The sequence below is a fragment of the Streptomyces sp. NPDC048696 genome, from assembly GCF_043198895.1.
GTDB lineage: Bacteria > Actinomycetota > Actinomycetes > Streptomycetales > Streptomycetaceae > Streptomyces.
In genome coordinates, this window is the sequence record NZ_JBICVJ010000008.1 from 318543 (window position 1) to 331890 (window position 13348).

Consider the following 13348-nt stretch of genomic DNA (forward strand, 5'->3'; position numbering starts at 1 on the left):
GTTCGGTGGCCAAGTGAGCCGTGACCATTGCCGTCGAGTGGCAGGATCGACCGGTCTCCTTACCGCCTGTGAGCAGCCGAACCCACCGCCGCGCTCCTATATCATGATCGAACCCATGATGATCGCCCTCATCGCCCGCCCCGACCGGAAAACCATGCTGTCCAGCATGAAGAGCGATCTATGCAACGAAATCTAACAAATCGGCCAAACAATTGATATCTATAGCATCACGGATGTTTTCGCGAATCAACTGCAAATCCATGCTCGCCGCGTGGCGTCAGCCACGGGCGATGTTGTGGACCGCGGCGAGCGTGGTGGCCCTCGGATTTCTTGTCGCGCTGGAGATCGCCGCGCGGCACTACGGCACGCGGGGGCCCATCGACAACCAGGTGCGAGAGGTGGTGTTCGCCCCCAAATCGGGGCCGCTGCTGTACGCCAGTATGGCGTTGATGATGGTGGTGCTCACCTGGCGGCAACGGATCATCGCGATCAGTGTCGCGGTCGGCATCGATGTCGTCTTCTTCCTGGTGCGCTGGGCGTTCGACGCCAAGATGATGTTCGGCAACGGCGCGCTGTGGGTGCTTTTGGGCTGCGCCGTCATCGCTGTCACGCGACGCACCGGCCGGGAACGTGCCCTGCTCCTGAAGGGTGTGGGGCTCGGACTGCTGCTCGTGGCCGGCCGCAAGACCGGTGACGCCTGGCTGCTCATCACGTCCAAGACCCGTCCGACGGTGCTCGACCAGTACGTGGCGGTCGCCGACCACGCGCTGGGCAACCCGTCGTGGGTGGTGGGCCGGATGGTCAAGGCCACCGGGCCGATCGGCGCGCATGTTCTCGACTACGTCTACATTCAGCTCGCGGTGGCCGCGGTCATCGTCACCGTGTACCAGCTGCGCAATGTCGCGACCGAACGCCGCTTCCCGAGCCATCATCTGGTGCGCACCTTTTTGACGATCGGCCTGCTCGGACCCGCGATCTACATGATCTTCCCGGTGGTCGGCCCGATCTTCGCGTACGGTACGGGCGCCTTCGGTACCGGCGGTGAACATCTGGCGGTGGCCAACCTGTGGCCGCACACCCCGCCGCCGATCGCCGCCCCGCACCACATGCCATTCGACGAGCTCACCCCGCGCAACTGCATGCCCAGCCTGCACACGGCCTGGGCCACCGCGATTTTCATCCATTCCCGCAAGGGCCCGAGAATTCTTCGCTACGCGGGCGCTTTCTGGCTGATCGCCACGCTCGGCGCGACGCTGGGATTCGGCTACCACTACGGCACGGACATCATCGCCGGTGTCGTATTCACGCTCACGATCGAGGCGGGACTGCGCGCGATCGAACGCGGCTGGGACCGGTCGGGAATTCAGCTGGTCGCTTATGGCGCGACCGTTTTCGCCGCGCTCCTGGTCTCGTATCGCTATCTGCCGCTGCAGATGGCCGAACACCCGTGGGTGTTCGGCCCGCTTCTCATTCTGGCGATGGTCTCGGTGATCTACGGCTATGTGCGGACCGCCAAGCGGTGGGAGCCGGTGGCAGTGAAGGTCGTCGCGCCGCGGCAGCCGGAACCGCAGCCCGAACTGGTGTGAGGCGGGCAGTGGTGTCCGTCACCGCCTGACGAGCCACTACACTTCGTGCTCGATTGGTCTCACAGGGTGCTCATCCTCGCGAGGGTGAGCGCCCTGCCGTTCGACCGGGCAGGAGTCGTCGACCTTGGAGCGACCGGACGTCGTCATCGGCCCAGCTGCCGCGAGCGACACGACCATGGCGGTGACGCGGAAACTGCCCGAGGTCACCCTGGCCTTCTGGATCATGAAGATCGCGGCGACGACCCTGGGCGAGACGGCCGGGGACCTCTTCGCGCAGACCATGAAGCTGGGCTATTTCCTCACCACGATCGCGCTGTTCCTCGTCTTCGTGGTGACCCTGCTCGTCCAGCTGCGGTCCAGCCGCTACAACCCGTTCTGCTACTGGACGGTGATCCTGTCGACCAGCACGGCAGGCACCACGATGTCCGACTTCATGAACCGGGACGCGGGCCCCAAGTACCTCCCGAACGGCACGGACGCCCTGGGCTGGGGCCCGCAGGGCCTCGCCCTGGGATACCCGGCGGGCGCGGCGATCCTCCTCTCGGTCCTCCTGGCGATCTTCGCGGTCTGGAAGTCGAGCGGGATGACGTTCCAGATCCGCGAGATCGTCACCTTCCGGGGCGAGGCGGTGTTCTGGTCGGCGATCCTGGTCTCCAACACGCTCGGCACCTCGATGGGCGACTTCCTCTCCGACAGCTCGGGCCTCGGCTACGCGGGCGGCGCGCTCCTGGTCTCCGCCGCGCTCGCCCTGCTCATCGTGCTGATGAAGGTGCCGGCGGTGCCGAACGTGCTGCTGTTCTGGATCGCCTTCGTCCTCACCCGCCCGCTGGGCGCCACGGTGGGCGACTTCCTGACCAAGCCGGTCGCCAAGGGCGGCCTGGACCTCGGCACGGCGGGGTCGTCGGGAGTCCTCCTGGTGGTGCTGCTGGGTCTGATGGCCCATGCGCATGGCCTCGGAAGGCGCGGTGCGGTCACTGCGCGAGTGCGACCTGGACGACCTTGATGACGACCAGGACCATCGCGATCAGGAGGTAGGTGCGCAGCGCGCCCATGCCGATCTTGCGGGCGGTGGACATGGTCGGCCGGGTGAGCGTGTCCAGCGGGGGCATCCGCCAGTTCTCCCGGCCGGTGCGGTCGATCGGGTCCTCCTTCGTGCCGGTGCGGCGGCGGGTGAAGGAGTATCCGGCCGCCAGGACTCCGATGACGCCGCAGGCGGCCATGATGTCGAGGATCGCGGCGGACGTGATGTCCGGGAAGAGGACCGAGGCGGTCAGGATGACGGAGAGCGTGACCAGCACGCCGACCACCGCGGCCGTGAAGGCGTTGGTCTTCGGGCCGTTGGCCCACGGGCCGAGCACCGCCCTGTCGTTGCAGAGCAGCAGCAGGAAGACGGAGGCGGAGGGCAGCAGGACTCCGGCGAGCGTCTGGACCCCCTGGGTGAGCAGGCCGAGCGGGGAGCCGGGGATCAGCACGACGGTGGCGGCGACGGCGACGAGTCCGGCGTAGACCGCGTAGAAGCCCTTGGCGCCCTTGATGCCGCGGTGCAGGGAGTGCTTCATGCCCATCACGTCACCGATGGCGTACGCCGTGGACAGCGACACCGCGAACGCGCCGATGATCGAGGCGTCCAGGAGCGCGACCGCGAACAGCACTCCGGCCAGTTTGCCCGCGTGGGCCTCCAGCCCCTGCGCGACCCCGGCGGCGTCCGTGAACTGGCCGAACTCCTTGGTCCCGGCGAACGTGGCGGCGGTGAAGCCCATCATGGCGGCGGCGCCGACGACCACGACGGCGATGCCGATCCAGAGGTCGACCTTCTCGTACTTCATGAACCGCGGGGTGATCCGCTTGTCGATGACGAAGGACTGCTGGAAGAACAGCTGCCACGGGGCGACGGTGGTGCCCACGATCGCGATGATCAGCAGCATCACGGTCGCCAGCTCGCCCGAGCCGCCCGGGATGGCCGGTACCACGAAGTCGTGGGCCATCTGCGACGTCTTCGGGTGGATCATGAAGTACAGCGGCACCAGCAGCAGCGAACCGGCGCACAGGGCGATCGCGATGCGCTCGAAGCGGCGGAAGGAGCCGGTGAACGCGGAGGCGATGATGATCGCGGCGGCCAGGACCACCGACCCTGTTTTGGGCAGTCCCAGATATCCGGCCGCCAGGGTGATGCCGATGAACTCGGTGACCAGGGTGAGCGCGTTGAGCAGGAACAGGTCGATGACACTGAACGCGCCCCAGAACTTCCCGAACCGCTCCAGGATCAGCCGGGCGTGCCCCACCCCGGTGACCGCGCCCAGACGCAGCACCATCTCCTGGTTGACGTACAGGACGGGGACCAGCAGGAGCAGCGTCCACAGCAGACCGGTGCCGTAGTTCTGACCCGCCTGGCCGTACGTGCCGAAGGCGCCGGCGTCGTTGTCGCCGACCATCACGATCAGGCCGGGCCCGACGATCGCGAGCAGCGTCTTGAACTTTGCCGACAGGCCCCGGCGCTCACCGGTGTCGTCCAATCGGATGGTGCCGAGCGCGCCGCGGATGTCACCGACGTGGGCGTCGTCCAGTACGGCGGCGCGGGGCGCGGGAACAGCGGGCTTGATGGGTGCGGTGGTCATGAGAGGCCTCCCGACTCCCCTGTCTTGGGGAGGAGTTGGGGGCGCTCGGCAGCGATCCGCCCTGCGAGCGCGCAGCCCGACCACCCGAGGGGCGAAGGCCGCACGGGTGCCTGATCGGTTGCGTGGGAACGCGCAGGGAAGGTGGTTACCGGGCGCCGGAAGTCAACGAGGACGTACGGACGCGGGGCCGATGATGGCCCGGACTACTGCAACTGCTGTCCAATGTCTCTCGCCTCCTTCCGGCCGGAGCGCACACGGGCGCTTGACGACGCGGCAAGGAGCGGACCGGGGCATCCCCCCGGTTCACCCCAACTCGTCAGAGCTTTGGCACTGCACGGCGTAATCCCCCTACAGGGGAAGCCACTTGGGGTCACCCCTTAAGCCGGGGAGACCTGTCCTGACCCTGGGCGTCTCTCGACGTCGTGGGGTCAGTGGCCTGTGTCCGCGCAGACGCCTCACCGAACGAGGTGCCTTCTTCAAACCTCCAGAAGCATAGCGCCTTACTTGCGAGATCACGCAACCATTTGGGGAAGTCTTGACATACGGCGCTCCTGGAGAAACCGCAGGTCGCGGGGATCTTGTCGGTGTCGACAACCGTCACCGTTACCACCTTTGGATCTTCGCCCGCAACGTGTTCCACTGGGCGTGGCCGACCGATCCGGGCCGCCGGCGCCGACCTCCCCGGAGGACCTCTCGATGAGCAACCACGTCCACGAGCACACCCACGAAGGCGAGGCGCACGGCCACCGCCACGGCTCCGACGGGCACAGCCACGGGGTGGCCGCGGACGCGGACCGGCGGTGGCTCACCATCGCGCTCACCCTGATCGTCGTCTACATGTGCGGCGAGGTCGTCATCGGTGTCCTCGCCCAGTCGCTGGCGCTGATCTCGGACGCCGCGCACATGCTCACGGACGCCGTCTCCATCGTGCTCGCCCTGGTGGCGATGCGCCTGGCCGCCCGCCCGGCCAAGGGTGGCTATACGTACGGGCTCAAGCGGGCCGAGATCCTCTCCGCCCAGGCCAACGGGCTCACCCTGCTCCTGCTCTCGGCCTGGCTGGCATACGAGGCCGTCGTACGCCTCATCTCGCCGCCCGAGGTCACCGGTGGCCTGGTGGTGGTCACCGCGCTGGTCGGAATCGTCGTCAACATCGTGGCCGCGTGGTGCATTTCGAAGGCCAACCGCACCTCGCTCAACGTCGAGGGCGCCTTCCAGCACATCCTCACCGACCTGTACGGATTCATCGCCACCGCCGTCGCCGGCGCCGTCGTGATGCTCACGGGCTTCGCCCGCGCGGACGCCATCGCCTCCCTGGTCGTGGTCGGCCTGATGCTCAAGGCGGGCACCGGCCTGGTGCGCAAGTCGGGACGGATCTTCCTGGAGGCCGCACCCGCCGGAATCGACCCCGACGCGCTCGGCGCCCGGCTGGTCGCCACCCCGGGCGTCGTCGAGATCCACGACCTGCACGTCTGGGAGATCACCTCCGGACAGCCCGCCCTGTCCGCACACGTCCTGGTCGACGAGGCCAGGGACTGCCATGCCGTGCGCCGCGACCTCCAGGGTCTGCTGCGGAGCGACTACGAGATCACCCACGCGACCCTTCAGGTCGACCACGCATCCGACGAGGTCCCCGCCCTCGCCACCGGCGGGACGGCGAACGACCCGCACTGCGACGACGCCCACGGTCCCGTGCACCGCACCGGGTCGCGCGAGCACTGAGCGCGGCGCGGTCTACGGCCGCAGGCGGATGCCCTTGACGGCCGTGTCGAAGACCGGCCGGTACTGGTCCCACTGGGCGTTCGGCGCGGAGAGGTAGACCACGTACTGGGTGCCGTCGGTGCCGCTGAAGGCCAGTTCCACCGCGCGGTACTTGCGCACCTTGCCCTGGAACGTGAACTCCCAGTAACCCGCCGGCCGTCCACGGAAGGTCGTGGGGGCCATCCGCACCCGCTCGTAGCCCGGGTTGTCGCGGCGCGTCTGGTCCTCTTCGGTCTCGCGCCAGTGCGTGAGGGGGTCGGTGCCCGCGAACTGGACGACGTCGACGCGCAGCCCGGCGAGCCCGGAGGGGCCGATGTAGGCGATCTCGCCGCCGGCGACGTTCTTGGAGGTCCAGCCGTCCGGTACGGGCACGGAGAAGCCCTGGCCGGCGGTCTCCAGGTGGTAGCCGCTGGGAAGCGGGGGCGGGCTCGGGGGTGCGGGGGTGGCGGTCCCGGCCGCTTCCGAGGCCGACGACGCCGTGCCGCTCCTGGCCCAGAGCAGTGTCCCGCCGGTCGCGGTGGCGGCCACCACGACCGCCGAGACGATCCACAGCGCCGCGCGGCGGCGCCGGGGTGCCGGGAGCGCGGGTGCGGCGTGTACGGCCGCATGCTCCAGTCGCGTCGTACGGGTCGGGGAAGCGGTTGCGGCGGCGGCCACCTGCCCGAGGAGGCGTTCGGCCTCGCGGACGTCCATGCGCTGGGCGGGGTCCTTGACCAGCAGACCCTCGATCACCGGGGTCAGGTCCCCGGCGTCGCGCGGAGGCTCGTGCGCGTCCGCCGCGATGGCGTACGCCGTCTCGATCGGGGTGTCCCGGTCGAAGGGGTGGCGCCCTTCGACCGCCTGGTAGAGCGTCGTACCGAGCGACCACAGGTCGCACGCGGGGCCGGGCTCGGCGCCCCCGTCGCGCAGGCGCTCCGGGGCGAGGTAGTGGATCGACCCGACCAGCTCGCCGGTCCTGGTCAGGGACGACGACCCGGACTCGACGGCGATCCCGAAGTCGGTGAGGACGATGCGCCCGTCATGGCCGAGCAGGACGTTGGCCGGTTTGACGTCCCGGTGCAGCACCCCGGCGTCGTGCGCGGCGCGCAGCGCGGTGGCCATGATGCGGCCGATCCGGGCCGCCTCGCCGACCGGCAGCCTGCCCTGCTCCTTCAGCACGTCACCGAGTGTCACGGAGGGTATGTACTCCATGACGATGCACGGAAGACCCTCGTCGTCGACGACGTCGTGCACCACGATGATGTTGGGGTGGCTGATCCGGGCGGCGCTGCGCGCCTCGCGGCGGGTGCGCTCGTGCAGGCGCAGGACCTCGTCGTCGTGCAGATGCGGCGGTACGTGCAGCTTCTTGACGGCGACGTGCCGCCCGAGCACCTCGTCCTCGGCCCGCCACACGGTGCCCATACCGCCCCGGCCCACCCGCTCGACCAGCCGGTACCGGTTGGCTATGAGCCGCCCCTGATCGGACACCGAGAGACCTTCTACTTCCCCGTACACCTGTGCACGCCTGAAACGGAACTTTGGCTTCACCATACCCAGCGGGTGCCGGTGGCCGGGCCCGGCGGGGCGGGTCGCGGGTGGGCGGCGGGGTGCAACGACTCGGGTGCGCGATGTTCGTGGCGGTATTTCCGCAGGTCACGGCGCCGCCCCTCGTTCCTTGTCCGGACTTTTCGCTGCCGCGTATTGCGTCCTGGAGGGACGGGGGTTTGACTGGGGACGTTTCCTCAGAGAGACGTTCGCAGGGGAGGCCGGGCCGGCCTCCCAGGAGAACGGAGACCGCCATGTGCCCTTCGGCGACCCCGGAGACCTCCGGGCGCGGTACATCCCAGGCCGACCGTGCGGCAACGCGGGCCGAGGAGCTGGACCGGCAGCGACTGGAGTCGCTGATCGACGAACTGCGTGCCCGCCAGCAGCACCTGCCCGGCCTCGCCGAGCAGCGGCACCAGTTCCTCGACATAGACCCTGACCTGGCCGAACGCAGCTACCAACCGTCTGCCGGATAAGCCTCCCGGGCCTGAAGGGAGCCCAAGGCGCCTACGCCGGCGGCGCCTGGCAGGTCACCTCCCTCGCCCGGCTGGAAGCCTGCCCGTGGCCAGGTAACCGTGGCGCTGTCGTCGTAACCGTGGCGCTGTCGTCCGCACAGGCGTTGGTGCCGTCAAGCGGCATTCGGCGCACAGAACCGGACCCACGCGGTGGTGATCGCGTATGAGTCCGGTCTGGTGGTTCCGGGGTTCGCGGGCTGACGCCTGGATCTGCTCAGTTGTGGCCGAACTTCCGCGGTTGCTTGTGGGAGACCTCCGGAGTCGGGTGGGTCGTCTCCTGCGCGGAAGGTGTCGGCGCCTGCCGCTTGGTGGTCTCGGCGGTGGTGTTGTGCTCGTGGCCGCCGGTACGGGCTCCGCGGTTCTGACGGGTCTGTTTCTTGCCCATGGTGGTTGCCTCCTGGCGGTCGGGGACGTCGCAGGATGAAGTGCTTCCACGCTCGCGCATACGTACAAAGATCGCATTTCGGGTCCTTTGGCTGTGGGATTCCACATCGATTCGAGATATCTCGATTCGATGTGGCACGATGGGCGCATGCTGGAGCTCGCGATTCTCGGATTCCTCGCCGACGGCCCACTGCACGGCTACGAGCTGCGGCAGCGCGTCGCCCAGTTGTCCGGCCACACCCGGCCGGTCAGCGACGGCAGCCTCTACCCGGCGATCAACCGCCTGGTGAAGAAGGCGTTGCTCGACCGGCGGGTCGAGCCCGGCGCGGGGGCGGCCCGGCGATACGTCCTGACGCTCACCGAGGCCGGGCGCACCGAGATGCTGGAGCGCCTGCGCGACCCGGCGGAGCACGACCTCACCGACGGCAGCCGGTTCTTCACGCTCCTGGCGTTCCTCTCCCTGCTCCCCGACGTCGCTGACCAGCACGCCGTGCTGCGTCGACGACTGGCCTTCCTGGAGACCCCGGCGAGCTTCTTCTACGACGGGGACACACCGCTGCGCGCGGAAGAGGTCGCCGATCCGTACCGCCGGGGCATGCTCCTGGTCGCCCGTGCCACCGGCCGGGCGGAACGCGCCTGGCTGCGTGAAATCCTCGCCGCGCATCCGAGTGAAACAGCCCCGAGCGCTACAGACCCCGAGGGACGCGGCCCTGGAGGCATGCGGCCCTGATGGCATGCGGCCCTGACCCGGGCCGGACCGCTCATCGACGTCAACCAACCCCACTCCGTACCCAAGGAGACCAGTGCACGCAACGATGAACGCCGTCGTCCTCGACGCGCCGGGCCCCGTGACCAACCTCCATGTACGTCGACTTCCGGTCCCCGAAGCCCGGCCGGGCTGGGTCCGGATCAAGGTCGAGGCGTTCGGTCTCAACCGCTCCGAACTGCACACCCGCCTCGGCCTCGCCGAGGGCGTGACCTTCCCACGCGTCCCGGGCATCGAGGCGACCGGGACCGTGGACGCCGATCCGGACGGCGTGTTCGCGGTGGGTCAGCAAGTCGCCGCGCTCATGGGCGGTATGGGCCGGGTCTTCGACGGCGGCTACGCCGAGTACACCCTCGTACCGCGCTCCCAGGTCATCCCCTTCACCAGCGACCTGCCGTGGGCCACCATCGGCGCGGTGCCCGAGACCCTGCAGACCGCTTACGGGTCGCTGACCACCGGCCTGGACCTGAGAGCCGGACAGACGCTGCTGATCCGTGGCGGCACCTCCGCCCTGGGCCTGGCCACCGCCGCGCTGGCCAAGGACATGGGTGCCACCGTCCTCGCCACCACCCGCAAGCCCGAGCGTGCCCGGGACCTCGCCGACCACGGCGTCGACCATCCGCTCGTCGACGACGGGGACGTCGCCGGGCAGGTCCGCCGGATCCTCCCCGACGGGGTGGACGCGGCTCTGGAGCTGGTCGGCACCCCCACCCTGCCCGACACCCTCCGTGCCACCCGCGTCCACGGCACCGTCTGCTTCACCGGCATGCTCTCCAACCAGTGGACCGTGCCCGACTTCTACCCCATCTCCTACCTGCCGCACGGGGTACGCCTCAGCGCGTACGGCGGCGACGCCGGCGACCTTCCCGCCGCTGTCCTGCAGCGCTACCTCGACCGCATCGCCGCCGGCGAGGTGAGCCTGGGACCCGTCCATGCCTACGCCCTGGACGACATCCGCACGGCACACCGCGACCTTGAGGAGGGCAACAGAGTCGGCAAGCTCGTCGGCGTCACGGCTCCATCGGCGCCCTGACCATGCCCCTCGGCTACGGCCGTGTCCAGCGTTGGTTCGCCCCGCCGTTGCAGTCCCAGATCGCCACCTGTACGCCCGGAAGCGTGGCGAAGGCCGGGTCGTCGAGGCACTTGCCCGAATGGGGATTGAGCAGGGCGCCGTTGGTCCGGCGCTGCCATTGCTGTGCGCCGGTGGCGTTGCAGGAGTAGATCTGCACCGGTGTGCCGTTGCCGGTACCGGCGGCCCGCACGTCCAGGCACTTGCCCGCCATGTGGACGGTGCCGTCCGACTCCTCGGTCCACTCCTGACCGTTGGTGCCGTTGCACGGGAAGATATCGACCTTGGTGCCGTCGGTGTTGTCGTGCCCGGCCAGGTCGAGGCAGAGCCCGTTGTACCCGATCAGCGGGGTCGTCACCGCCGAGGTGGCGGGCACCACCGTCCACAGGAACGTGGTGGTGGCGAGCGCTCCGGCCGTGTCCTCGGCGGTGACCGTGACGGTACTGGTGCCCGCGCTCGTCGGGGTTCCGGAGATACGTCCCGTGGCAGAGATCGACGTGCCTGCGGGGAGCCCCGTCGCGCTGAAGGCCGGGGTCTGGCCGCTGGTGGTGTCCTTGGCGTTGATCTGCAACGACACCGGTGAGCCGGTCGGGCCCTCCTGGGCGCCGGGGTCCGTGAGGGTCAACGGCTCGCCCAGCTGCGCCGAGGCGACCGGGAGCGTTCCGGTCAGCGGCAGGTGTGCGGCGGAGTCCCCGACCGAGACGCGGTAGTCACCGGTGCTGAACGACCAGTTGTCGCTGCCGGTGTCCCAGTGCCGCAGATTGCGCCCGGTCAGCGGGAAGGTGACCGTCCTGCTCTCGCCGGGCTTCAGGTCGACTCGGGCGAACCCTTGGAGTTGTTTCGGGGGTTCACCGGCCGAGGAGGGCTGGCCGACATACAGCTGGGCCACGTCCGCACCGGCCCGCGAGCCGGTGTTGGTGACCGTCGCGGTGACGACCGCCTGGCCGCCGGCCCGCAGTGTGCCGACATGGAGGTCGCTGAAGGAGAAGCCGGTGTAGGAGAGTCCGTGCCCGAACGGGAACAGCGGCTCGATCCTGTTCGCGTCGTAGTGGCGGTAGCCGACGTTCACGTCCTCGGAGTACTGCACCTTGCCGTTCACACCCGGCCACTGGGCCGCCGTCCTCGCCGGTACGTCGGCCAGCGACTTGGGGAAGGTCACCGGCAGATGGCCCGACGGGTCGGTGTCGCCGAACAGCAGGGAGGCGATGGCCGTACCGTAGCCCTGGCCCGGATACCACGCCTCGAACACACCCTTGACCTTGTCGAGCCAGGGCATGGTGACCGCGGATCCGGTGTTGAGCACCACGATCGTGTTCGGGTTGGCCTGGGCGACGGCGGAGATCAGGGAGTTCTGGTTGCCGGGCAGATCGATGTCCCCCAGGTCGCCGCCCTCGGACTCGCCCTTGTTGACGAAGACCACCGCCACGCCGGAGCTCTTGGCGAGGGCCGCGGCCGACGCGGTGGAGACGCCGTCGTCGTACCGCACCGAAATCCCGCTGCCCGCACGGGACGTGATCCCGTCGAGCGGTGTGACGGTGCCACTGGAGTGGACGTTGGCGCTGCCGCCCCCGGCGGTCTGGGCGTTGGCGGAGGCGTTGCCGATCACGGCGATCGACTTGGTGGACGATGCCAGCGGGAGCACCCCGTCCTGGTTCTTCAGCAGCACGGTGCCCTCGGCGGCGATCTCCGCACCGGTCCGCTGGTGGGCCGTGCCGGTGGAGGTCTGCGCGATCGAGCCGATGGGTTCCTTGTCGAACAGGCCGAACGCGAACATCTCGGTGAGTACGTGCGTGGTGAGCGCGTTGAGCGTGGCCTGGCTCACCTGCCCGGCGTCGACGGCCCTGACGAGGTTGTCGCCGTAGTACCCGTCACCGCCGGGCATGTCCTGGTCCAGACCGCCGTTGGCGGAGTTCGCCGTGGAGTGGACGGCACCCCAGTCCGAGGTCACGAACCCCTTGAAGCCGAACTGCCCGCGCAGTACCGAGTTGAGCAGGCCCCCGTCCTCGCAGGCGTGGACGCCGTTGATGCGGTTGTACGAGCACATCACGGAGGAGACCGCACCACTGCGCACCGCGTCCTGGAACGCCGGCAGGTAGATCTCCCGCATGGCACGTTCGCCGATCTCCGCCGACACGTCGAAGCGGTTGTTCTCCTGGTTGTACACCGCGAGGTGCTTGACCTGGGCCAGCACGCCGGTGGACTGCACACCACGGATGTTCGCCGCGCTCAACTGCCCGTTCAGATAGGGGTCTTCGCCCATCGACTCGAAGGCGCGGCCCCAGCGCGGGTCGCGGTCGATGTTGATGGTCGGCCCCAGGTCGACGTTCGCGCCCTTGGCGGCCTGCTCCGCTCCGATGACCCGGCCGTAGTCCTGCTCGGCCCGGGTGTCCCAGGTGGCAGCGGCGCTGACGGGCGCGGGAAGCTGGGTGACACCGTCCTCGCTGTGCCCGACCCCGGCCGGCCCGTCCTCCAGGTCCATCGCCGGTATGCACAACGCGCCGATGCCCGGGGTGAATCCGGTGTAGCGGGAGCCGCCCGCACCGGTGGCCAGCGTGACCTTCTGGGCGGTGGTCATCCTCGCCAGTAGCTGGCCGACGCGGTCGGGGATCGGGGCGGTGGAGTGCACCCAGGGGCAGACGCTGTCCGCCGCTGCCCGGGACGTCGTGGTGGCGCTCGCGGCGGGAGTGCCCATGGCCAGGGCGCCGACACCGCCGGTGACCAGGGCCAGCGCGAGCGGAAGGGGGATGCGTGTTCTGGTGGGTGCCTGTCGTCCGGCGCGGATACGGGGCATGAGCAGAGGACCTCCGAGGAACGGCCGCCCGGCAGGGCGGCACGGTGGGGTTGCCGGGAGGGAGGAGCGTCGGTCGCCACCACCGTGGCGGGCGCGGAGGCAGGCCGTCGACTCGGTGCTGTCGAGACGTGGGGCGTCGTTCTCGTGCTCGGTAGGCGACCGTAGTGCGGTGCACGTGATGTGTCCAGTGATTGAACGGTAGTCGTGGTCCTCAACGGCCAATCAGGCGAGTTGACTTCACTGGTTGAACGGATCGCATGAGGCACACGCGACTTGGGCATCAGTAAAAACATCCGCAGTTTCTGTGATCCGCCGCGCGGCACAGGATCTCCTCTTATGT

At 69.1% G+C, this 13348-nt stretch carries 10 protein-coding genes, 1 pseudogene and 1 riboswitch; of the genes and pseudogenes, 7 read left to right on the forward strand and 4 right to left on the reverse strand.

All coding sequences use genetic code 11. The features are described 5' to 3' along the window. The first annotated feature begins 233 nt into the window (after positions 1-233). Both ACGFRG_RS19495 and ACGFRG_RS19500 read left to right on the forward strand, forming a co-directional pair. Complete coding sequence (locus tag ACGFRG_RS19495; protein WP_393265445.1) at positions 234-1586, forward strand: phosphatase PAP2 family protein; 1353 nt, start codon at positions 234-236, stop codon at positions 1584-1586. Positions 1587-1710: 124 nt separating this feature from the next. Next, positions 1711-2589: a hypothetical protein gene (locus ACGFRG_RS19500; RefSeq protein WP_393265448.1), complete on the forward strand. Its 879-nt coding sequence runs from the start codon at positions 1711-1713 to the stop codon at positions 2587-2589. Here ACGFRG_RS19500 and ACGFRG_RS19505 read toward each other — a convergent pair. Continuing rightward, positions 2558-4201: an NRAMP family divalent metal transporter gene (locus ACGFRG_RS19505; protein WP_393265450.1), complete on the reverse strand. Its 1644-nt coding sequence runs from the start codon at positions 4199-4201 to the stop codon at positions 2558-2560. The genes ACGFRG_RS19500 and ACGFRG_RS19505 overlap by 32 nt on opposite strands. Positions 4202-4501: 300 nt before the next feature. Then, positions 4502-4675: riboswitch (M-box (ykoK) riboswitch) on the reverse strand. A gap of 222 nt (positions 4676-4897) precedes the next feature. On the opposite strand from ACGFRG_RS19505, the gene ACGFRG_RS19510 reads away from it, so the two are divergent. Next, complete coding sequence (locus ACGFRG_RS19510; protein WP_361425706.1) at positions 4898-5920, forward strand: cation diffusion facilitator family transporter; 1023 nt, start codon at positions 4898-4900, stop codon at positions 5918-5920. Positions 5921-5932: 12 nt separating this feature from the next. Here ACGFRG_RS19510 and ACGFRG_RS19515 read toward each other — a convergent pair whose 3' ends face one another. Further along, on the reverse strand, positions 5933-7426 hold the full coding sequence (locus ACGFRG_RS19515; RefSeq protein WP_393265453.1) for a protein kinase: 1494 nt from the start codon (positions 7424-7426) through the stop codon (positions 5933-5935). A 311-nt stretch (positions 7427-7737) separates the two neighbouring features. Between ACGFRG_RS19515 and ACGFRG_RS19520 the strand changes: the two genes are divergently transcribed. Then, positions 7738-7959 (forward strand): hypothetical protein, encoded by a 222-nt coding sequence (locus ACGFRG_RS19520; RefSeq protein WP_393265456.1) that lies wholly within the window; start codon positions 7738-7740, stop codon positions 7957-7959. 165 nt (positions 7960-8124) lie between these two features. Then, positions 8125-8199: pseudogene (locus ACGFRG_RS19525) on the forward strand (DNA-binding response regulator); the annotation flags it as partial. 13 nt (positions 8200-8212) lie between these two features. Here the strand turns inward: ACGFRG_RS19525 and ACGFRG_RS19530 are convergent. Beyond that, complete coding sequence (locus tag ACGFRG_RS19530; RefSeq protein WP_393265459.1) at positions 8213-8383, reverse strand: hypothetical protein; 171 nt, start codon at positions 8381-8383, stop codon at positions 8213-8215. Between the two features lie 147 nt (positions 8384-8530). Here ACGFRG_RS19530 and ACGFRG_RS19535 point away from each other — a divergent pair, with 147 nt between their 5' ends. Beyond that, positions 8531-9112, forward strand: a complete 582-nt coding sequence (locus ACGFRG_RS19535) for a PadR family transcriptional regulator (RefSeq protein WP_393265462.1) — start codon at positions 8531-8533, stop codon at positions 9110-9112. Between the two features lie 85 nt (positions 9113-9197). Then, positions 9198-10181, forward strand: a complete 984-nt coding sequence (locus ACGFRG_RS19540; protein WP_393265612.1) for a zinc-binding dehydrogenase — start codon at positions 9198-9200, stop codon at positions 10179-10181. 13 nt (positions 10182-10194) lie between these two features. Here the strand turns inward: ACGFRG_RS19540 and ACGFRG_RS19545 are convergent, their stop codons facing one another. Next, positions 10195-13008, reverse strand: coding sequence for a glycoside hydrolase family 3 C-terminal domain-containing protein (locus tag ACGFRG_RS19545; RefSeq protein WP_393265464.1), 2814 nt, complete (start codon positions 13006-13008; stop codon positions 10195-10197). Between the last annotated feature and the right edge of the window lie 340 nt (positions 13009-13348).